Annotated in this window: 22 protein-coding genes and 1 other annotated feature; of the genes, 14 read left to right on the top strand and 8 right to left on the bottom strand. The window is 38.3% G+C overall.

All coding sequences use genetic code 11. The features are described from left to right. The first annotated feature begins 29 nt into the window (after window positions 1-29). Window positions 30-209, top strand: a complete 180-nt coding sequence (locus QUF49_RS12355; protein ID WP_066246004.1) for a ComZ family protein — start codon at window positions 30-32, stop codon at window positions 207-209. Between the two features lie 37 nt (window positions 210-246). Here QUF49_RS12355 and QUF49_RS12350 read toward each other — a convergent pair whose 3' ends face one another. Further along, window positions 247-549, bottom strand: a complete 303-nt coding sequence (locus QUF49_RS12350) for a YppG family protein (protein ID WP_289495918.1) — start codon at window positions 547-549, stop codon at window positions 247-249. A gap of 191 nt (window positions 550-740) precedes the next feature. Between QUF49_RS12350 and QUF49_RS12345 the strand changes: the two genes are divergently transcribed. The 3 genes from QUF49_RS12345 to QUF49_RS12335 all read left to right on the top strand — a co-directional run bounded on the left by QUF49_RS12345 (window position 741) and on the right by QUF49_RS12335 (window position 3838). Further along, window positions 741-1673, top strand: coding sequence for a beta-ketoacyl-ACP synthase III (locus tag QUF49_RS12345; RefSeq protein WP_289495917.1), 933 nt, complete (start codon window positions 741-743; stop codon window positions 1671-1673). 41 nt (window positions 1674-1714) lie between these two features. After that, complete coding sequence (gene fabF / locus QUF49_RS12340; protein ID WP_289495916.1) at window positions 1715-2953, top strand: beta-ketoacyl-ACP synthase II; 1239 nt, start codon at window positions 1715-1717, stop codon at window positions 2951-2953. Window positions 2954-3091: 138 nt separating this feature from the next. Beyond that, the gene (locus QUF49_RS12335; protein WP_289495915.1) at window positions 3092-3838 is read left to right on the top strand and encodes a YjbA family protein; all 747 of its coding nucleotides are present in this window, start codon (window positions 3092-3094) and stop codon (window positions 3836-3838) included. A 550-nt stretch (window positions 3839-4388) separates the two neighbouring features. Here QUF49_RS12335 and trpS read toward each other — a convergent pair. Together trpS and QUF49_RS12325 are read right to left on the bottom strand one after the other, a co-directional pair. Beyond that, window positions 4389-5378 carry a tryptophan--tRNA ligase gene (gene trpS, locus QUF49_RS12330; protein ID WP_289495914.1) on the bottom strand — a complete coding sequence of 330 codons (990 nt, stop codon included), beginning with the start codon at window positions 5376-5378 and terminating at the stop codon, window positions 4389-4391. 58 nt (window positions 5379-5436) lie between these two features. After that, window positions 5437-5685: a binding site (T-box leader), on the bottom strand. Window positions 5686-5712: 27 nt separating this feature from the next. Further along, complete coding sequence (locus QUF49_RS12325; protein ID WP_289497647.1) at window positions 5713-6084, bottom strand: DUF3899 domain-containing protein; 372 nt, start codon at window positions 6082-6084, stop codon at window positions 5713-5715. A gap of 430 nt (window positions 6085-6514) precedes the next feature. Here QUF49_RS12325 and QUF49_RS12320 point away from each other — a divergent pair, with 430 nt between their 5' ends. The 6 genes from QUF49_RS12320 (at window position 6515) to QUF49_RS12295 (ending at window position 13419) form a co-directional block, all read left to right on the top strand. Beyond that, entirely contained in the window at window positions 6515-8206 is a 1692-nt protein-coding gene (locus QUF49_RS12320) for a peptide ABC transporter substrate-binding protein (RefSeq protein ID WP_289495913.1), read from the top strand. A 233-nt stretch (window positions 8207-8439) separates the two neighbouring features. Beyond that, window positions 8440-9369 carry an oligopeptide ABC transporter permease gene (opp3b, locus tag QUF49_RS12315; RefSeq protein ID WP_289495912.1) on the top strand — a complete coding sequence of 310 codons (930 nt, stop codon included), beginning with the start codon at window positions 8440-8442 and terminating at the stop codon, window positions 9367-9369. Beyond that, on the top strand, window positions 9363-10391 hold the full coding sequence (gene opp3C, locus QUF49_RS12310; protein ID WP_394604804.1) for an oligopeptide ABC transporter permease: 1029 nt from the start codon (window positions 9363-9365) through the stop codon (window positions 10389-10391). Before opp3b ends, opp3C begins: the two co-directional genes overlap by 7 nt. A 15-nt stretch (window positions 10392-10406) precedes the next feature. Then, window positions 10407-11426, top strand: coding sequence for an ABC transporter ATP-binding protein (locus QUF49_RS12305; protein WP_289495910.1), 1020 nt, complete (start codon window positions 10407-10409; stop codon window positions 11424-11426). Next, window positions 11426-12424, top strand: coding sequence for an ABC transporter ATP-binding protein (locus tag QUF49_RS12300; protein ID WP_289495909.1), 999 nt, complete (start codon window positions 11426-11428; stop codon window positions 12422-12424). The genes QUF49_RS12305 and QUF49_RS12300 overlap by 1 nt, the downstream gene beginning before the upstream one ends. Window positions 12425-12567: 143 nt before the next feature. Further along, window positions 12568-13419, top strand: coding sequence for a DegV family protein (locus tag QUF49_RS12295; protein ID WP_289495908.1), 852 nt, complete (start codon window positions 12568-12570; stop codon window positions 13417-13419). A gap of 33 nt (window positions 13420-13452) precedes the next feature. Here the strand turns inward: QUF49_RS12295 and QUF49_RS12290 are convergent, their stop codons facing one another. The 3 genes from QUF49_RS12290 to QUF49_RS12280 form a co-directional block, all read right to left on the bottom strand. Then, window positions 13453-13992 carry an HD domain-containing protein gene (locus tag QUF49_RS12290; protein ID WP_289495907.1) on the bottom strand — a complete coding sequence of 180 codons (540 nt, stop codon included), beginning with the start codon at window positions 13990-13992 and terminating at the stop codon, window positions 13453-13455. A gap of 124 nt (window positions 13993-14116) precedes the next feature. Then, window positions 14117-15877, bottom strand: a complete 1761-nt coding sequence (locus QUF49_RS12285) for a UbiD family decarboxylase (RefSeq protein WP_289495906.1) — start codon at window positions 15875-15877, stop codon at window positions 14117-14119. A gap of 95 nt (window positions 15878-15972) precedes the next feature. Then, window positions 15973-16152, bottom strand: a complete 180-nt coding sequence (locus QUF49_RS12280) for a hypothetical protein (RefSeq protein ID WP_289495905.1) — start codon at window positions 16150-16152, stop codon at window positions 15973-15975. Window positions 16153-16281: 129 nt separating this feature from the next. Between QUF49_RS12280 and QUF49_RS12275 the strand changes: the two genes are divergently transcribed. From QUF49_RS12275 to spxA, 3 genes are all read left to right on the top strand, one after another. After that, on the top strand, window positions 16282-16896 hold the full coding sequence (locus QUF49_RS12275; RefSeq protein ID WP_289495904.1) for a GNAT family N-acetyltransferase: 615 nt from the start codon (window positions 16282-16284) through the stop codon (window positions 16894-16896). A gap of 36 nt (window positions 16897-16932) precedes the next feature. Continuing rightward, window positions 16933-17067 (top strand): hypothetical protein, encoded by a 135-nt coding sequence (locus QUF49_RS12270; protein WP_289495903.1) that lies wholly within the window; start codon window positions 16933-16935, stop codon window positions 17065-17067. Window positions 17068-17338: 271 nt separating this feature from the next. After that, on the top strand, window positions 17339-17737 hold the full coding sequence (gene spxA, locus QUF49_RS12265; protein ID WP_066245987.1) for a transcriptional regulator SpxA: 399 nt from the start codon (window positions 17339-17341) through the stop codon (window positions 17735-17737). On the opposite strand, the gene QUF49_RS12260 is transcribed toward spxA, so the two are convergent. After that, complete coding sequence (locus QUF49_RS12260; RefSeq protein ID WP_289495902.1) at window positions 17701-17934, bottom strand: hypothetical protein; 234 nt, start codon at window positions 17932-17934, stop codon at window positions 17701-17703. The genes spxA and QUF49_RS12260 overlap by 37 nt on opposite strands. 105 nt (window positions 17935-18039) lie before the next feature. Next, window positions 18040-18708 carry a TerC family protein gene (locus QUF49_RS12255; RefSeq protein WP_289495901.1) on the bottom strand — a complete coding sequence of 223 codons (669 nt, stop codon included), beginning with the start codon at window positions 18706-18708 and terminating at the stop codon, window positions 18040-18042. Window positions 18709-19029: 321 nt separating this feature from the next. On the opposite strand from QUF49_RS12255, the gene mecA reads away from it, so the two are divergent. Next, window positions 19030-19698, top strand: a complete 669-nt coding sequence (gene mecA, locus QUF49_RS12250; RefSeq protein ID WP_289495900.1) for an adaptor protein MecA — start codon at window positions 19030-19032, stop codon at window positions 19696-19698. The last annotated feature ends 82 nt before the right edge of the window (window positions 19699-19780 follow it).

Here is a 19780-nt window from a genome sequence, read left to right as displayed (position 1 = left end):
TGTACATATACAAAGGGAGGATCTTAAAAATGGATACAGAACGCAACATGAAATTTATGCAGATCGCTATGAGTCATCTGCCTGAAGCACAAGCTTTTCTTGAGAAAAAAGGAATTGAGCTAGGTATGGAAGATGTTCAGCCGATGCTTCAGCTTTTGATGAATGTGATGAACGACGCTTACGAACTTGGTAAAGAAGAGAATAAGTAAACATAAGAAAAAGCCAGCCCGTGTCGGGTTGGCTTTTTTACTTCTTTTTAAACGCAGAGAAGATAGGTGAGATCTGTTGTGCGACTTTAACGGATTGATCGATAACGGCGAAAATTTTATTATAATCCAGTGAGCCTTCCTGCGTTCTGAAAGAATGTAAAAATGGGCGAGGCATTGGTTGGTGAAAAGGTACAGGCATGCCTCTGAATCCAGGGCCACCAAAATGTTGTGGAGGTGGGAAACCTTGTTGCATATGCTGATGCTGATTATGGCCCATAGGGAAACGTCCAGGAAACTGCGGAGGATACATTGGCTGCTGTCTAGCTTGAGGATTATGCATGTTGAACCACTCCTAGTATCAATTTCACTAAACTTACATTTTTCTTCCATACAGGATATGCCCTAAGCACTGTATTGGTGAAAGAAAAGAACTTTAACTAGACAAATTCATATAGATAACATAAAATTAGTACCAGGTCATAATAATTGATATAAACTATTTAAAAATTTTTAAGCCAAAGGGGTAATGTTATGAATGCAGGAATCATTGGGATGGGCAGCTATATCCCGGAAAAAATTCTAGCGAACTCCGACCTGGAAAAAATGGTAGATACAAACGACGAGTGGATTCGGACTCGAACAGGAATCGTAGAACGTAGAATTGCAGAAGAATCAATGACAACATCTCATATGGCTCGATTTGCAGCAGAAGATGCACTGAAAGATGCAGGTATTGCAGCAGAAGAGATCGATCTTATCGTAGTAGCTACAGTTACACCAGATAATCCTTTTCCTTCAGTTGCTTGCCAGCTCCAAGATTATTTAGGTGCCAAAAACGCTGTAGGAATGGATGTCAGCGCAGCTTGTGCTGGGTTTATTTACGGTTTGGTCGTAGCAAAGCAATTTATTGAAACGGGCACATACAAAAATGTTCTAGTCGTAGGATCTGAAAAGCTATCAAAGATTACAGATTGGAAAGATCGAAATACAGCTGTACTTTTTGGAGATGGAGCAGGTGCTGCGGTCCTATCTAAGGTGAGTGAAGGAAGAGGTATTCTTTCATTTGAGCTTGGATCTGACGGAACAGGTGCAAAACATCTTTATCAAAATGAATTTATCCATATGAACGGACGCGAAGTTTTTAAATTTGCAGTGCGGCAAATGGGTGAGTCATCACTGAATGTAGTTCATAAAGCAGGACTTTCTAAAGAAGACGTTGACTTTTTAATACCACATCAAGCTAATATTAGAATTATGGAAGCATCAAGAGAAAGATTAGAACTACCGAAAGAAAAAATGGTCATGACGATCGATCGCTTTGGCAATACGTCATCAGCATCCATTCCGATGGCATTAAAAGAAGCACTAAAAGATGGTAGAATAAAAGAAGATCATACAATCGTACTTGTTGGATTCGGTGGCGGACTAACTTGGGGAGCCGTTGCGCTTCGCTGGGGAAGATAAGCTCTATCTAACAATGATGTACAAAGGAGAGTTGTTTTACAATGAAAAAAAGAGTAGTCGTAACAGGCATGGGAGCCGTAACTCCTCTTGGAAACAGTGTAGAAGAAACATGGAAAAAGATTGTTGAAGGTCAAAGCGGGGTAGGTCCGCTTACAAGAAGAGACTCTGAAAAGTTTCCTGTAAAAGTTGCCGCAGAAGCAACAGAATTTAACCCGGAAGATTTTATGGATAAAAGAGACGCACGCCGAATGGACCGCTTCACACAATTTGCTGTTGCTGCGTCTATCATGGCTGTTAAAGATGCAAATTTAGATATCACTGAAGAAATCGCTCCGCGCGTAGGTGTGTGGATTGGTTCTGGTATTGGTGGAATGGATACACATGAAGAGCAGTTTCGTATTTTTGAAGCAAAAGGGGTTAGACGTGTAAGTCCATTCTTCGTACCGATGATGATTCCAGACATGGCTTCAGGCCAAGTTTCAATTACAATTGGTGCAAAAGGAATGAACTCATGTACGGTAACAGCTTGTGCTTCTGGAGCAAACTCGATTGGTGATGCATTCAAAGTTATTCAGCGTGGTGATGCTGATGTTATGGTGACTGGTGGAACAGAAGCGCCTATAACAGATATGGCTTTAGCTGGTTTCTGCCAAGCAGGTGCATTATCTACTAATCCAGATCCTAATACAGCAAGCCGTCCTTTTGATAAAAACAGAAGCGGTTTTATCATTGGGGAAGGTGCTGGAATTCTTGTTCTTGAAGAATATGAATTTGCTAAAAAACGCGGAGCTAAAATCTACGCGGAAATCGTAGGTTATGGTGCGACAGGTGATGCTCACCATATTACACAGCCGGCTCCTGGTGGAGAAGGCGGTGCTCGTGCGATGAGACAGGCAGTTGAAGACAGCGGCCTGACACCTGAAGACATTTCTTATATTAACGCACACGGTACAAGCACTGATTTTAACGATAAATTCGAAACAGCAGCAATTAAAGCTGTGTTTAATGAGCATGCTTACAATATTCCTGTTAGTTCGACAAAGTCAATGACAGGACATTTACTAGGTGCAGCTGGTGGAATTGAAGCCATTTTCTCTGTTAAAGCCATTCAAGAGAATATTCTGCCGCCAACGATTAACTATGAAACACCTGATGAAGAGTGTGATCTCGACTATGTTCCTAATACAGCTAGAACTGCCGACGTGAAAGCCGTACTGAGCAATTCGCTTGGATTTGGCGGGCACAATGCGTCTCTTGTATTTAAGAAAATAGAAGAATAATTTGATGAAAAACCCCGTTTTCTTCTGAAAGCGGGGATTTTGCATACTTCGAGTAAATTACCTTATTTTAGAATAAAAAGGACAACCTCTGACTATACTGATTTTAAATACAAATCGGTAAAAAAGTGAGGGGTACAGATGTTATACTTACGTGATGTTTGGGTCAACTGGTTTGAAGGAGAAGAGAATGGCTATAACGTTTGTGAGTTCCATGAATGGCGAAAAGACGACTACATCGAGTTGTTGGACCAAGTACCCATTATTAAAATAGAATCCACACTCTTTCATTACATTGAGAATGACTTAAATGACCTTCCAGATGCACTGCTTGAAGAAGTACATCAGAAAGCTTATGTCAGAAAGAACAACCAGCGCGTACAGCTAGAACACTGCTTTATTATTACGGATGAAAAGAAATCTCTCATCGTTGATACAATGGGTTATAGAATACCAATCCGTAAGAGCAGACTCATCCCGCGGCAAGAACAACTCGTATTCGAAATGGCAGAACAGACAGAAACTACAGTATATACTTTTAGTGAAAAGCAGATGAGCAAGGAATATCACATTCTATCTCCAAATCCAGACAGTATGAGAGGGTTAACTCGTAAAGAAAGACAGTTAAAGCAACTCCTCTTCATGACGCTAGATCAACTGCATTCGACAAAGAATGTAGCTGAGATGAGATATTGGTGCACAGAGTGGATGCCAGAGCAATACGGAAGAATTCAGAGAATGGATTTTGATGAAGCATGGGACGCACTTTATTGTGAATTGAAAAGCGGTTGGTCCAAGAAGCATATGGATATGTGTGAACGGTTAGTAAAAGGACAACCTTATTTCGAAAAGATATGGGAACTTGAAAACGGAACTCAAGTGAATTAGATCTCATTAAAAACTGGCTCAGCGTGTGTGGAGCCAGCTTTTAATGTTTTTTTGGTGAGAAAGTATCTACAGGTGGCGAGTATGACATATTCTCTTCACCGATATGTTTCTCATTTATGAAGTTTTGTGCTCGTTCAGCGGCATTTATGCTCGCTGGACGAGCGATTCCCGAAGTTTATGAGCGATTCCCGAAGTTTATGAGCGATTCCCGAAGTTTATGAGCGATTCCCGAAGTTTATGAGCGATTCCCGAAGTTTATGAGCGATTCCCGAAGTTTATGAGCGATTCCCGAAGTTTATGAGCGATTCCCGAAGTTTATGAGCGATTCCCGAAGTTTATGAGCGATTCCCGAAGTTTATGAGCGATTCCCGAAGTTTATGAGCGATTCCCGAAGTTTATGAGCGATTCCCGAAGTTTATGAGCGATTCCTAAAGTGTAGGAGTGATTCCCGAGGTTTTGAGCACTATCAAACGTAACCAGTCAAAAAAATAAAACCAGTGGAGATTTGTAATAATCTGCTCCACTGGTTTTTTGGAAATTTGAAAAGCTATTACAGGCGTTTACGAGCTAATCCCATCGCTCGTTCCGCTTTATTTAACGTTTTATTCGCTACAAAATTTGCTTTTTCAGCACCTTTGTCAAGAATGTCATCTAACTCAGAAGACTCAACGTATTCTTTATAGCGATCTTGAATTGGTTTAAGTGTATTGATAATTGCCTCTGCTACACCTTGTTTAAAGTCTCCATAACCTTTACCTTCGTATTTTTCAACAAGAGAAGAGATGCTTTCTCCAGTCAGTTGAGAGTAAATCGTCAGTAAGTTAGAGATTCCTGGTTTTTTCTCTTTATCATAAGCCACTACACCATCTGAATCCGTTGTAGCACGCTTAATTTTCTTTAGAATGACAGACTCATCATCGAGCATTGAGATAAATGAATTTTGGTTAGGATCTGATTTACTCATCTTTTTCTCTGGATCTACAAGGGACATGATTCTAGCCCCTTCAGAAGCGATTTTCGGTTCTGGAATTACAAAAATTTCGCGATACTTTTTATTAAAGCGTTCTGCAATATCACGTGTAAGTTCAAGATGCTGCTTCTGATCATCTCCAACAGGCACGATTCCTGTGTTATACAGAAGAATATCTGCTGCCATCAGTGGGGGATATGTTAACAAACCTGCTGAAACAGCTTCTTTACCTGTAGATTTATCCTTAAATTGTGTCATACGCTCTAATTCTCCGATGTACGTTACACACTGTAGCATCCATCCCATCTTCGTGTGCGCTGGAACATCTGATTGGATGAAGATTGTAGACTTATCAGGATCAATTCCAGCTGCTAAGTAAAGTGCAGCTAAATTCCTGCTGTTCTTTTTTAATGCAGCTGGGTCTTGTGCTACTGTAATCGCGTGCTGATTTACTACGCAGAAGTAGCATTCGTGTTCATGTTGAAGCTCAACAAAGTGTCGCATAGCCCCAATGTAGTTGCCAATCGTTAAATTTCCACTCGGCTGTATGCCTGAGAAAATTACAGACATGATTCATCTCTCCTTTATTTTTCAAATCAATATAAAAAGGCCCACTCGTCGCCTTATAGCAAGGGACGAATGGACCGCGGTGCCACCCTTATAATTCTCAAAACAATGAAAATCACTCTAAACGTACAGGGAAAACCGATACGCTGTCCATTTATATCGTGCGGACATCTACACGTCTGAGCCTACTTATAAAGGTTCGGTCAGAATGCTCAAAAGCCCATTCCATCATGATCCACTGCCTGTTTGCACCAACCACAGACTCTCTGAAAGTTTCACACCATGTACTCTTCTTTATCATCGCATGTGTCATTTATTTTTAAGTAGTATACACAAATTATAAGAGATATGCAACGGAAATTGAAATAAAAGTCAACATAAGACCACTGTATAAGAAGGCCTGCATATATGATACATTTACACGTTCTGACAATTGAAAATTAGTTTTAAATGAAATCTGTTCATCAATTTCCGGGGCTCTAGAAAGAACTTTAGAAACTCTTTTAAAGCTATAGGTAAAGAAATCAAAAAAACCACCTTTCACTACATATAATGCTATTCCAATAAGTGCGATCGTAAGCGAAAAATAAAAAAGCGTATTTATGTATTTTTCAAGGGTAAAAGGTCCGGGGGAGATTAATGCCACCCCAATTGCTATAAAGACAGGGAATGCTGATATCATCAGAATCCTTTTAAAAAGTAAGTTCATCACGTATGCCTCCATCTAGTAAAAATTACACCATAAACATCTAAAAATGTACCATATTTTTTGCAATATACCGTCAGACTTTACTCCCATTGTAACAAATGAAATATAAAATTGACGAATTATCTTCCCATATAAAGCAAGTCATAGTCTCATAAAAAATCGAGAATGTAATATTCATGCTAGTTTACACATAATTTTGGTAAAATTTGTAGAATAATCAGAAAAAACACACATGTTACAAGTAGGTCTTTATACCTATTTTTTGTTAAGGAAAAGTAAATATAATGGGCTTTTTGTAAAACTCTTAAAAAAAATAAATGCACAATTGTTTGAAAACTTGTATAATCGAACTTGTAGATGAAAATGTCTGATAATTCTTGATGCTTTTATCTGCTAACAAATTAACAGGATAAAAAGGGGAGGTCGACTCATGAAGAAGTCAAAATGGTCATTGCTTCTTACGCTAGTTCTTGTCTTGAGTATGTTCCTAGCTGCTTGTAGTGGCGGAGACAAAGATGACAAGAAAGCTGGGGAAGGTGATGGCAAAGATCCAGCAAAAACAGAAAAACCAAGTGAGCCTCAAGTACTTAACTTGCTTGATGGGGAAGAGATTCCATCAATGGATTCTTCACAAGCTACAGATGCAGTATCTTTTGAAGTACTTAACAACGTAATGGAAGGTTTATACCGTCTTGATGAAAAGAACCAGCCAACTGAAGGTGTTGCTGAAAGCCACAAAATTAGTGAAGATGGTACGGTATACACATTTAAATTAAATCCAAACGCTAAATGGAGTGACGGATCTAAAGTAACTGCTAACGACTTCGTTTACTCTTGGAGAAAAGCTTTACACCCAGATACTCTTTCTGAGTATGCTTACATCATGGCACCAGTAAAGAACGCAAATGCGATCCAAACTGAAGGTGACCCTCTTCACAATAAAGTTGAAGAATTAGGTGTTAAAGCAGTTGACGAGTCAACTCTTGAAGTAACTCTTGAAGCTCCAGCTCCTTATTTCCTAGGACTAACTGGATTCGCAACTTTCTACCCGCAAAAAGAAGAATTTGTTAAGTCTCAAGGCGACAAGTACGCTTTAGAAGCTAACACAGTATTATATAATGGTCCTTTCGTACTTTCTGAATGGAAACACAACGAAGGATGGCAGTTTAAGAAAAACGATCAATATTGGGATAAAGAAAACGTAAAACTTGACGAAATTAACGTGAAAATTGTTAAAGACGTTGCAACTGGAGTTAACCTTTATGAAACAGGTCAAGTTGATTCTGTAGGCCTAAGTGCAGAATTTGTTGATCAGTTCAAAGGACACGAAGATCTAATCACTCGTGGTGATGCAGCAGTATTCTTCCTTCGTATTAACCAAGCGAAGAAAGAAGAGCTTAAAAACGTAAACATCCGTAAAGCAATCGACATGGCTTACGACAAGAAATCAATGTCAGATGTAATCCTTAACAACGGATCTACAGCTGCATACTACTTAGTACCAAGTGATTTAACGTTCCACCCTGAATCAAACGAAGATTTCCGTAAGCAAAATGGAACTTTCGGTGAATTCAACCCTGAAGAAGCTAAAAAGCTTTGGGAAACTGGTTTGAAAGAAATCGGAAAAGACAAAGTTACATTAGAACTTCTTAACTACGATTCTGAGTCTTCTAAGAAGGTCGGCGAGTATATCAAGAACCAATTAGAAAAGAACCTTCCTGGTTTAACTGTAACAATTAAAGCACAGCCTTTCGCTCAAAAGCTTGATCTTGAGTCTAAGGGTGACTATGACTTCTCATTCGCTGGATGGGGTCCTGACTATCAAGATGCTATGACATTCCTTGATATGTTCGTTACTGACGGTGCTCATAACCAAATGGGTTACTCAAATCCTAAGTACGATGAGCTGATTGCAGCTGCTAAGAAAGAAACTGATGTTAACAAGCGTTGGGATACTATGCTTGAAGCAGAAAAAGTACTTTTCGAAGATCAAGCGATCTCTCCAATGTACCAACGTGGAGTTGTTGGACTACGTAAGCCTTACGTTAAAGGTCTAGTAAACCACTTATTCGGTGCTGACACTTCTTACAAGTGGATGTATATCGAAGGTAAGCAACAATAATTCTATTGAAAAATAGTAAATAGTTTCTCTCAGGAGAGTACATGTATTCCTGACATGTACTCTCTTTTTGCCTTGAAAACAAAAAATGGAATATATATCTAAATTCAAAAATAATCAGAAAATGTCGAAAAAAAAATATTTTCTATTGATATAAAATATTGTGTCCCTTAAGATAGATATTACAGAAAGATTTCAAAACATTAAGTTTGATACATTTTGGGGAGGTGTTTGTAATGTTGCGTTATATTTCACAGCGTGTTTTTTATATGTTATTAACATTGCTGATCATAGCAACTATTACATTCTTTTTAATGAAGCTTTTACCGGGTTCTCCGTTTCAAAATCAAGAGAAATTAACGGAAGCTCAAAAGTATGCACTAAACGAAAAATACGGGTTGAATGACCCGGTGCCTGTTCAATACATTAATTATCTGGGTAAATTGGCACAGGGTGATTTAGGAATTACATTCCAGTATGATGGCCGTACTGTAAACAGTATGATTGTAAATGGGATGGGACCTTCGGCAACAATAGGTATTGAAGCACTAATTTTTGGGACGCTTGTTGGTTTGATACTCGGCATTGCAGCAGCACTCAAACATAATACATTTATAGATTATGGGGCAATGATCCTAGCTGTAATTGGTATCGCGATACCTTCATTCGTTTTTGCAGGACTTTTGCAATACTTCGTTGGTGTTAAGCTTCAATGGCTTCCTGTAGCCTTTTGGAACGGTCCGGAATATCACGTTTTGCCAGCTTTCTCACTATCCGTATTCGTTATTGCTACAATAGCCCGATTTATGAGAACAGAAATGCTAGAGATTTTAGGAACTGATTATATATTAATGGCAAGAGCAAAAGGGGTAAACAAGACCTCAGTTATTATTAAACACTGTGTAAGAAACAGCTTAATACCGATAATTACTATACTAGGTCCATTGTCTATCGGACTAATTACAGGTTCTCTTGTAATTGAAAACATATTTGCTATCCCTGGCATTGGGGAACAATTCGTTAAGTCGATTATGGTTAACGACTACCCGACGATTATGGGAACAACTTTATTCTTTAGTTTCCTGATTGTAATCATTATTTTAGTGGTGGACATCCTTTATGGTGTAATTGATCCTAGAATCCGTGTAGCAGGAGGTAAATCATAATGAGTATGACAGAAAAAAAATTAACAGCTGATTTATTCCGCCCTGCACAAATTGAAACTGGGCAAAGCGAACAGATAGGAAAACCTTCTTTAAGCTTTTGGCAAGATGCAATGAGACGATTAAGAAAGAATACAGCAGCAATGATTGGTTTGTTTGCTATTGTGTTTATCATTCTCTTTTCATTAATTGCCCCAACACTAAGTCAATATGGTTTTGACGATCAGGAATTAATGCGTGCGAGCTTGCCGCCGAAAATTCCGGGTCTTGAAAAAGTTGGATTCTTAGGTGTTGACGGTGTAGATATTCGTGGTGTTGACCAATATGAAATGAAAAGTATTCCAAAGGATCAGTACTATTGGTTTGGAACTGATGGACTTGGACGTGACCAGTGGACACGTGTTTGGAAAGGTACGCAGGTATCATTGTATATTGCTTTCTTAGCTGCAACAATCGACTTGATCGTCGGTGTAGCGTATGGCGGTATCTCTGCATTTTATGGCGGAAGAACGGACGATATTATGCAGCGTATCGTAGAGGTTTTGGTTGGTATTCCGAATCTCGTTGTAATCATCTTGTTTATCATTATATTGGATCCTGGTATTCTATCGATTACTTTGGCTCTTGTTGTTACAGGATGGATAGGTATGTCACGTATTGTACGTGCTCAGATACTTAAGTTAAAGCACCAGGAGTTTGTATTAGCTTCAAAGACATTAGGTTCAACAAATGGCAGATTGATCTCAAAACATCTATTGCCAAATACTCTTGGAGCAATCATTATTACCAGCACATTTACAATTCCAGGCGCTATTTTTTCTGAAGCATTTTTAAGCTTTATTGGTTTGGGGATTCAGCCTCCAACAGCATCATTAGGAGCATTAATCAACGATGGATTTAGATCACTAAGAATTTATCCTCACTTGGCAATCTATCCTGCAGCAGTTATGTGTATCTTGATGATCAGCTTTAACCTTGTTGGGGATGGATTACGTGATGCACTTGATCCGAAAATGAGAAAATAGGGAGGAGATTTCAATATGGAAAAATTACTACAATTAGAAAACCTACATGTCTCCTTCCAAACGTATGGGGGAGAAGTTAAAGCCGTTCGCGGTGTTAGCTTTACATTAGAAAAAGGAGAATCACTTGCAATTGTAGGTGAATCCGGTTCGGGTAAATCCGTTACATCTAAAGCCATTATGAGACTATTACCAAATAAAATCGGTTCCATTAAAGAAGGCAGCATCCTTTTTAATGGAAAAGATCTTGCGAAAGCAACAGAACGTGAAATGGAAAAAATTCGCGGCGCTGAAATTTCTATGATCTTCCAGGATCCGATGACATCATTGAATCCAACAATGACAATCGGGAAGCAGATCATGGAAGGTCTGCGCAAGCACCAGAACATGAACAAGAGTGAAGCAAAAGAGCGTTCTATTAACCTGTTAAAGCTAGTAGGAATTCCAAATCCTGAACTTCGTGTCGATGAATATCCTCACCAATTCTCAGGCGGAATGCGTCAGCGTGTTGTTATTGCTATTGCATTAGCATGCAATCCAAAAGTACTAATCGCAGATGAGCCAACAACAGCTTTGGATGTTACAATTCAGGCGCAGATTCTTGATCTGATGCGTGATCTTCAGGATAAAACGGGTACTGCTATCATTTTGATCACACATGATCTAGGGGTAGTTGCAAACTTGGCGCAGCGGGTAGCTGTAATGTACGGTGGTATGATCGTTGAAACGGGAACTTCGGATGAAATCTTTTATAATCCAAAGCATCCTTATACATGGGGACTTCTTGCATCCATGCCTAAGTTGAATGCTGAATCAAAAGAGTTATTAGCAATACCAGGAACACCGCCTGACTTAATGAATCCTCCGAAAGGATGTCCATTTGCAGCGCGTTGTCCATATGCGATGGAAGTATGTGTGGAGCATATGCCTGATGTAACAAGCGTTTCTTCATCACATAAGGCTGCTTGCTGGCTGTTAGATGAGCGAGCACCTAAAGTTGAACCGCCTGAAGCGGCAGTAGTTGGGGGTGCTCGATAATGGCAGTCGTAGAAAGAGAAAAGTTACTTGAAGTTAAAAATCTAAAGAAGTATTTCCCAGCTGGAAAAAAGGGTGTACTGCAAGCTGTAGATGATGTTTCTTTTGATATTTATAAAGGTGAAACACTTGGACTTGTAGGAGAGTCTGGTTGTGGTAAATCTACAACTGGACGTACGATTATCAGACTTTATGATGCAACAGATGGAGAGGTATTTTATGAAGGTGAAGACGTTCATGGAAGAAAATCTCGTTCTGAACTAAAAAAATTCAACCGCAAGATGCAGATGATATTCCAAGATCCTTACGCATCATTAAATCCGCGTATGACGGTTAAAGATATTATTGCGGAAGGCATTGATATTCATGGCTTGGCGAAAACAAAGAAAGATCGTGATAACCGAGTTTATGAACTACTTGAAACAGTAGGTTTAAACAGAGAACATGCTAACCGTTATCCCCATGAGTTCTCAGGTGGACAACGTCAGCGTATTGGAATTGCACGTGCGTTAGCAGTAGATCCTGATTTTATTATTGCGGATGAGCCAATCTCAGCACTGGATGTATCCATTCAAGCACAGGTTGTAAACTTGATGATGGAGCTTCAAAAAGACCGCGGACTTACTTATTTATTTATTGCCCATGATCTTTCTATGGTAAAACATATTTCTGATCGTGTTGGTGTTATGTATTTAGGTAATATCGTTGAGCTTACAGGAAGTGATGAGCTATACGAAGAGCCGCTTCATCCATATACTCAAGCTCTTTTATCAGCGATTCCAGTTCCAGATCCTGAATTAGAAAGAAGCCGTGAGCGTATTATCCTTGAAGGTGATGTTCCGAGTCCGATTAATCCTCCTAGCGGTTGCAGATTCCGAACTCGTTGCCCTCATGCAATGGATGTATGTGCTGCTGTAAAGCCAAAATGGCAAGAAGCAAGAGAAGGACATTGGGTGGCTTGTCATCTTTATGATGAAGAGGCTGTTAAACAAAATAATTAACACATTTAAAACGGTCTCCTTCCTTACAGGAGGCTGTTTTTTATGTTAAACTAAAACAAGTGTGTAAAGCGTATACAAAGTCCTATGAAATTCTTTGCACATCCCTAATAATTGAACGAGAAGCAGAAATGGGGTAGAACAATATGAACCTTAGTTTTATAGTTGACAGCGCAAGTGACCTTAAAATAAATCGTGAGAAACTGGAATATCCATTAACAGTTGTTCCTTTAAATGTTCAGTTTGGTGAAGACCATTATTTAGATGGTGTTAACATATCTGAAGATGAATTTTATAGACGGATGTCTATTGAACCGGAATTACCTAAGACAAGCCAGCCATCTCCACAATCCTTTTATGAAGCATTCCAAAAAGAGGTAGATAAGGGGAATGATGTACTTTATATTGGAATCTCATCGAATTTAAGCGGGACAGTTCAAAGTGCTACTATCGGCAAAAGCATGCTTAAAGATGATGAACAAGAAAAAGTCACAATCCTTGATTCAGGTATTGCTTCTGGAGGGGTTCAGATTTTATTAAATGAAGCAATTGAAATGTATCAAGCAGGAAAATCTTTAAGTGAAATAATGAATCAGCTTAATCAAACAAAATCAGGGATTAAAGCATACGTTCTTCTTGAAACATTAGAAAACCTTAAAAAAGGCGGAAGAATCTCTGCTGTTCAAGGTGCAATTGCTGGTATGCTGAATATAAAGCCAATGATTTCTATCGTCGATGGAGTTGTTGAAACAATCGGTAAGTTCAGAGGCAGTAAAAAAGGACTTTCTAAAATGAAAGAAATCATATCGGAATGGAAAGAAGCAAATCCAGATAAAGCTCTTTACTTAATTCACAGTTTTTCATCTACTGAAGAAGTGAAAAAAGAATTTGAAGAATTGTTTTCTTTATCAAGTTTTCCAAAGGTAATTTACACTCGTTTTGGAAGTACAATTGGTACGTATTCGAGCGAAAAGGCTATAGGTTTTGTAGCTTATTAATATGTAAGAATGTTAAAAACACTCTTTTCCTTCTTAGGAAACAGAGTGTTTTACTTTTTCTTCTTCATGATATTCATCTACCATTTCATCTAATTTTTTGATCATGGTTATAGCTTTCATATCACTAATCGTTCGATAGTGGTGGCTTCCGCCTGGTTCTTCATCTGCTTCATCGGCCAAAGCAACAACTTGTTGCAAAGGATTTAAGTTCAATGATCCTGCTGGCAGATAGGAATCGGTGTGAAGTAAAATCGCGAGTGCAATTTCTTTAGCATTTTTCCGATCTTCACCTAAAGACACTAAAATTCGATGTGCTCGTTCTGCTCCTTTAATCGCGTGAATGTCATTTTCTTTATACATGTCATAATCCCAGTGTCCGTTCTTATACCATGTGTAATGACCTATATCATGTAGAAAAGCAGCTTTGGTTGCTAAATCTGTGTCAACACCAGTTTTTAGCGCTAAACGGTAGGCATGGTAAGCCGTAGAAATGGCATGAACCATCCCAGAACGCTTTACATATTTCTGTACATGAGGGTGTTTATATAAATCAAGTAAAGTAATATTTCGCATAAGATTTCTCCTTTCTGAAAAAATGTATATTGTTATATACATTAACACCCTTTGGACAATTTATCAACTTTAATCTACAAAAAAGAAGCAATTAAACGCTTCTTTTTTGTAGTTTTATTTTGGATTATTTTTTAAAGTACTCATCCCAACGATTCGTAACTAATTTATCGATATCTTCTCTCGTTTCCACCACATCTGGATAGAACGGTTTCATCCTCGCATCGATAATAATAGTACCTTCATATTTTATTCGATTGCGATCGATCGTACTTTTCGCATATACATCATAAGCTGGGTCAAACCGGGTAAACGTTGTCCATAAAAATTCAGCTTGTGTAGCTGCAATGGAAGCATCATCTACAAGAAAGACTAAAGGCCATTCCTTTAAGGAATCATGGCTGTTTGCGAGTAAATGTTCTGCAAAATCAGGTGTTTCGTCAAATGATGGACCGCTAACCGTTAAGCAGCCTCCACAAAATACGCCTACATTTTCAATGCCGGAAATCGTTCCACCTTCATATGTTCGTTTTAGCTCACGAACTGGTTCGCCGAGTCCTGTCATGATCGCTTTAGAACCAGTATTAAATTTCCGTCCTGTATAATCAAGCGTATCCATAGAGGTATCATGAATGATCAGCAAGTCACGTTCAGGGAGGAACCTCTCTAGGACACCTTCAGCTAGTTCTGCAAAGTTTTGGAGATTTACAGGCTTATTCGTTACCATTAAAAATTTTGTTAACGTAAGCTGACCTTCACCCATAATACGGAAAGCATGTGCTAAGCCTTCTTTATAATACGATTCGCGTACTACAGCTCCAGCAAGTGCGTGAAATCCCGTTTCAGCATAAGTCCACAAATCACGGACACCGTTCATTACCACAGGAAACAACGGGCTCATTAACCGCTGCAAATATTCCCCTATAAAATAGTCTTCTTGTTTTGGTTTTCCTACTACCGTAGCAGGATAGATTGCATCTTTTCGTTTCCACATTTTATCTACGTTAAATACAGGAAAATCATGTGCCCAGGAGTAATAGCCATAGTGATCGCCAAATGGACCTTCAGGCTCTCTTACATGTGGAGGCACAACTCCACCAAACGCAAATTCTGCTTCAGCGATTAATGGATGCGGATGCCCATCAACATGAGCAAGACTTAGTTTTTCCCCCATAAGCATAGATGAAAACATAAGTTCAGGTACTGCTTCTGGAAGAGGAGCTATCGCGCTGATCATTAATGACGGTGGTCCTCCTAAGAATAGTGTTACAGGAAGCGCTTCGTTCTTTTGTTCGGCTGCATAATGGTGGAAACCTCCACCCTTATGAATCTGCCAATGGATACCCGTTTTGTTTTCTTCCTTAATTTCAATTCTGTACATTCCTAGATTGTGCTCATGCTTATCAGGATGCTCTGTATACACAAGTGGAAGAGTAACAAATGGATTGCTATCTAAATGCCAGCCTGTTAATGCAGGCAGGTCTTTCATATTTACATTTGTAGTGAACGTTTCTAATAATGGAGCTTTATTTTTTCCTACTGTTTTTGTACCAAGAGATAACACATCCTTAATCATCCCTTTTTTCTTCCATAATACTGAAGGGGAAGGAGGCATTAATTCATCGATCGACCCAACTAACTCTTTGACTAATTGCTCCGGCTTTGGACCAAAGGCCATATCTACACGATTAATCGTACCAAATAGATTTGTTACTACTGGGATATTTTTTCCTTTTACGTTTGTAAAAAGAAGTGCAGGACCTTCTTCCGAGATAACGCGTCTATGGATCTCTGGAATTTCTAAATATGGATCAACTTCTGCATGAATTTCTACGATTTCTTTTTCTGATCTTAATTGATTAATAAATGTTCTAAGGTTTCTATGCATTTGTACACCTCTATTATGTATGCTACCCTTGTATTATAAAGCAGTTCGTACTTAAAATGTAAAAAACAACCCAAAATTCACGGGTTGTTCGCATTTTATCTTCTTTTTACAGGACTCCAGTTTTCTTGAAAAGACTTCGATTTATCCACAAAATGAGAAACTTTTTTACCGCCGAACAATTTTACCGCGATGACTTGGGAAATGGTTCCCATCAGTGCTGTAATACCAACTACACATAAAGCTATTAACGTTAAATCGGCAAAGAATGAAATCAAATGAGGACTCCTCCTTATAACAACGAGTTCACCACGTACTTCTTTCTTTATTGTATCTCATGATAACAAAGGAAGAAAGAGGGAAAACTATAATTAATCACCACAATTAAAGGAGCTGATGGGGAAACAATGAATTGGTATGAGAAGTTAAATCAATATTTTCCGGTTGAAGAAATGAAATCAAAAGAACACATGGAACTTTTACTGCAAGAAAAAAGCGACATTTACCATAAGGATGAAGGAAAACATCACGTTCTCATGTACGTAGAGCTTTCTGACTTTGTTTTTATTGATTATTTATTTGTTTCAAAGGACGCTCGTGGCCAAGGTCTAGGGCATAAACTTATTGAAAAGCTTAAAGAAAAAGGAAAGCCGATAATTTTAGAAGTTGAGCCTGTTGACTATGAAGATACTGATACTGAAAAACGCCTTCGTTTTTATACGCGAGAAGGATTTGAGCATGCTTCAAGTATTGGATATAGAAGACGTTCATTGGCTACTAATGAAATAAATGAAATGGAAATATTATATTGGTCACCATCAGAAGAATCTGAAGAAACTATTTATGAAAACATGAAAAAGACGTATAATGAAATACACACGTACAAAGATAGCGAGTTGTACGGAAAGTCTTATCAGCCAGCAAGTGAAGTGCTGACACTCGATCAAAACAATGCAATTCCTAAGCCAGAACAGATTGAGGATAAGTCTTCAGATTCATCAGAAAAACCTGCTTCAGAGTAGGATGACTATTTTCCTTTTTAAAGGAGGATGAGCGGTATGAAACAAAAAGACAAAAAGAAAAAAACCAAACGTGAGCTTTTAAAAGAAATGCTCAAGAAGAACCTTAAGAATTTAAAGCCAAACATCGCAAGAAAAGGCCCTGCATCTCAAGTTAAAAAAACGATCGCATAAAAAAAGAGTGGTTTTTTGCCGCTCTTTTATTTTTTTATGTTTTATGAAACTTAATCTTGGGTAATACGTCTATATATATGTAGATACGGTCATGTTATGTGAGACAAGTTGTATATGCATTTGATGTATTACATTTGTATGACAAATTCGTAAAAATGTACAAAAGTCTGTATAACCTCTACCGAAAATGTAAAATGTGTAGTATACTATGAATGATTTAATAACTTTTTTAAAGTACCTAAATCAGAGAGAGGGGAAGGAGAGATCCACTATGGTCACACTATTTACTTCGCCGAGCTGTACATCATGCCGTAAAGCAAAAGCATGGTTAAAAGAGAATGACATTCCTTATCAAGAAAGAAATATTTTTTCAGAACCTTTATCAATAGAAGAAGTTAAGCAAATCTTGAGAATGACAGAGGACGGTACAGACGAGATCATCTCTACTCGTTCTAAGACGTTCCAGGAACTCAACATTAATCTTGAATCCATGCCTTTGCAAGACTTATACCAATTGATTGCAGATCATCCTGGCTTATTACGCAGACCAATTATTCTTGATGAAAAACGTTTGCAAGTAGGATATAACGAAGATGAAATTCGTCGTTTTTTACCAAGACGAGTACGTACGTTTCAGCTTATGGAAGCACAGCGTCTTGTAAATGAATAAAAAAGAAAACTTCCGCCTGTTGCAGGTGGAAGTTTTTTTGTTACTGAAAAAAAGCTAGGTGGTTCTTGAAAGCAGTTGATTTCCGTTTCAGGTGCTTCGCTTTCCGCGGGGCGATCGGTGAGCCACTTGCGGCTCTGAACCATTAAGGGTCTCACCTGACCGCTCGTCCCGCAGGAGTGTCGTTCCTTACACTCCAACCAACTTATCCATGAAGAAAATGTACAAAACAACTTAGAAAGCAATATCTATTAGAAAATACCCGGAAATAAAGAAGAAGTCTCGCATTAATGCGAGACTTCTTCTTATTTAGTACGCTTTTTCTTAAAAGTATTAGTCAGGACTCCTGCCATAATGACACCTACGACTAAGAACACATATAAACCGTATTTTAGCAAATCGTTACCTTCAAAAACAGAATGAATCATTCGTTCTTCTACGATCATTCCAGCTGATGTAAATGCGAGAACACCAGCTCCGATATAAATTAATATTGGGAATCGTTCCATAAAGTGCAATATTATTTTGCTTCCCCATATAATAATGGGTACAGATACTAATAGTCCAATTACAACTAAAACAATATTTCCATGAGCAGCACCAGCAACGGCTAGCACGTTATCAAGTCCCATGGCGATATCAGCAAATACGATCGTTTTTACCGCATCAGATAAGTTTTTACCTGCTTTTACATCAAGCTCTTCATCTTCTTCTAGAATAAGCTTGTAGGCAATAATTAATAGCAAAATTCCACCTGCAAGATATAAGTAAGGAATATTTAACAAGTAAACAGCTACAATGGTTAGTACTACACGAACTAAAATAGCAAGTCCTGTTCCTAAGAAGATCGCTTTATTTCTTTGAGCCTCTGGTAAGTTTCTGCTGGCAAGGGCAATTACAATAGCGTTGTCTCCGCCGAGAAGGATATCGATTGCAATGATTTGCAGCAATGATATCAAAAATTCTGTTTCCAAACGTAAACCCCCCGTATGTAATGAAATTTTATATGAATTATGGTACAATATGTTAACCTTAAAGACCTTTGAATTATAGTCTAGCTTGGTCATCTGCGTCAAGTTGGGAGCTTGAAATTCTTGACCATTTTAGGGGTAAAAAAGGGCAGATTATACAGGCCTTTTTTATTTCCATATTTTCCGTTTTGTCATAGAATAAGGTACAAGAGGTTTAATTGTGATTGATTTTTTTCGACGGAGAATAAAAGGAAATAAGATTTGCTTTTTTCTAGGGGTATTTATCCCTTCACGAACAAACCGGAGAGAAGGGAGAGAAGCAGAATGGAAATTGAAAGAGTGAATGAGTTCACCATTAAATTTTTCATTACGTACAGAGATATTGAAGATCGCGGTTTCGACCGTGAAGAAATATGGTCTGATCGCGAAAGAGGAGAAGAACTCTTTTGGGAAATGATGGACGAAGCACATCAGCAAGAGCAGTTTCCATTAGAAGGTCCTCTGTGGATTCAAGTACAGGCTCTGGATAAAGGTCTTGAAATTATTGTAACTCGTGCTCAAATGTCTAAAGACGGTAAAAAAATTGAGCTGCCAATCGGCGATGATAAATTGGATTTGCCTGTTGATCAAAATATTGAACAACTATTAGATCAGCAATTTCAAGTAGAAGAGGAATTTGATGAATTAGAAGAAACTGAGGAAGATTACCTGTCATTCTTGATTTCTTTTGGAGACTTTGAAGATGTTATCTCTTTAAGTCATACCATTGATTCGTCGTCATTTGAAAACGCTCTGTTTCACTTCGAGGGTAAATATTATTTGTATGTGACATTCAATGTGGAAACTTCAGATCGAGAGCAAGATGATTTATTAGCTCAGCTCTTAGAATACGGTAACGATTCCGATTTATCCGTATACCGCGTACAAGAGTATGGCAAAACAATCGTTTCTGATGGTGCACTAGAACACGTACAAAAATATTTTAAATTATAAGATATAGCCGATTTCAGATTCATTGAAATCGGTTTTTGTTTTTTTCATTAAGTGTTTTTACAAATATAAGCACGTTTTAAGC

This window comes from Fictibacillus sp. b24 (genome assembly GCF_030348825.1).
In the GTDB taxonomy this organism is placed as follows: Bacteria; Bacillota; Bacilli; order Bacillales; family Fictibacillaceae; genus Fictibacillus.
Note: the sequence above shows the minus strand (reverse complement) of the source record. Positions and strands in the feature narration are given on the sequence as shown.

Coding starts and splice junctions, on each gene's coding strand:
- QUF49_RS12350 (WP_289495918.1), bottom strand. CDS start 549: ATGCATAATCCTCAAGCTAGACAGCAGCCAATGTATCCTCCGCAGTTT.
- trpS (WP_289495914.1), bottom strand. CDS start 5,378: ATGTCTGTAATTTTCTCAGGCATACAGCCGAGTGGAAATTTAACGATT.
- QUF49_RS12290 (WP_289495907.1), bottom strand. CDS start 13,992: ATGCGAAATATTACTTTACTTGATTTATATAAACACCCTCATGTACAG.
- QUF49_RS12305 (WP_289495910.1), top strand. CDS start 10,407: ATGGAAAAATTACTACAATTAGAAAACCTACATGTCTCCTTCCAAACG.
- QUF49_RS12270 (WP_289495903.1), top strand. CDS start 16,933: ATGAAACAAAAAGACAAAAAGAAAAAAACCAAACGTGAGCTTTTAAAA.
- QUF49_RS12345 (WP_289495917.1), top strand. CDS start 741: ATGAATGCAGGAATCATTGGGATGGGCAGCTATATCCCGGAAAAAATT.
- QUF49_RS12325 (WP_289497647.1), bottom strand. CDS start 6,084: ATGAACTTACTTTTTAAAAGGATTCTGATGATATCAGCATTCCCTGTC.
- fabF (WP_289495916.1), top strand. CDS start 1,715: ATGAAAAAAAGAGTAGTCGTAACAGGCATGGGAGCCGTAACTCCTCTT.
- spxA (WP_066245987.1), top strand. CDS start 17,339: ATGGTCACACTATTTACTTCGCCGAGCTGTACATCATGCCGTAAAGCA.
- QUF49_RS12285 (WP_289495906.1), bottom strand. CDS start 15,877: ATGCATAGAAACCTTAGAACATTTATTAATCAATTAAGATCAGAAAAA.
- opp3b (WP_289495912.1), top strand. CDS start 8,440: ATGTTGCGTTATATTTCACAGCGTGTTTTTTATATGTTATTAACATTG.
- QUF49_RS12320 (WP_289495913.1), top strand. CDS start 6,515: ATGAAGAAGTCAAAATGGTCATTGCTTCTTACGCTAGTTCTTGTCTTG.
- QUF49_RS12355 (WP_066246004.1), top strand. CDS start 30: ATGGATACAGAACGCAACATGAAATTTATGCAGATCGCTATGAGTCAT.
- mecA (WP_289495900.1), top strand. CDS start 19,030: ATGGAAATTGAAAGAGTGAATGAGTTCACCATTAAATTTTTCATTACG.
- QUF49_RS12300 (WP_289495909.1), top strand. CDS start 11,426: ATGGCAGTCGTAGAAAGAGAAAAGTTACTTGAAGTTAAAAATCTAAAG.
- QUF49_RS12295 (WP_289495908.1), top strand. CDS start 12,568: ATGAACCTTAGTTTTATAGTTGACAGCGCAAGTGACCTTAAAATAAAT.
- QUF49_RS12275 (WP_289495904.1), top strand. CDS start 16,282: ATGAATTGGTATGAGAAGTTAAATCAATATTTTCCGGTTGAAGAAATG.
- QUF49_RS12335 (WP_289495915.1), top strand. CDS start 3,092: ATGTTATACTTACGTGATGTTTGGGTCAACTGGTTTGAAGGAGAAGAG.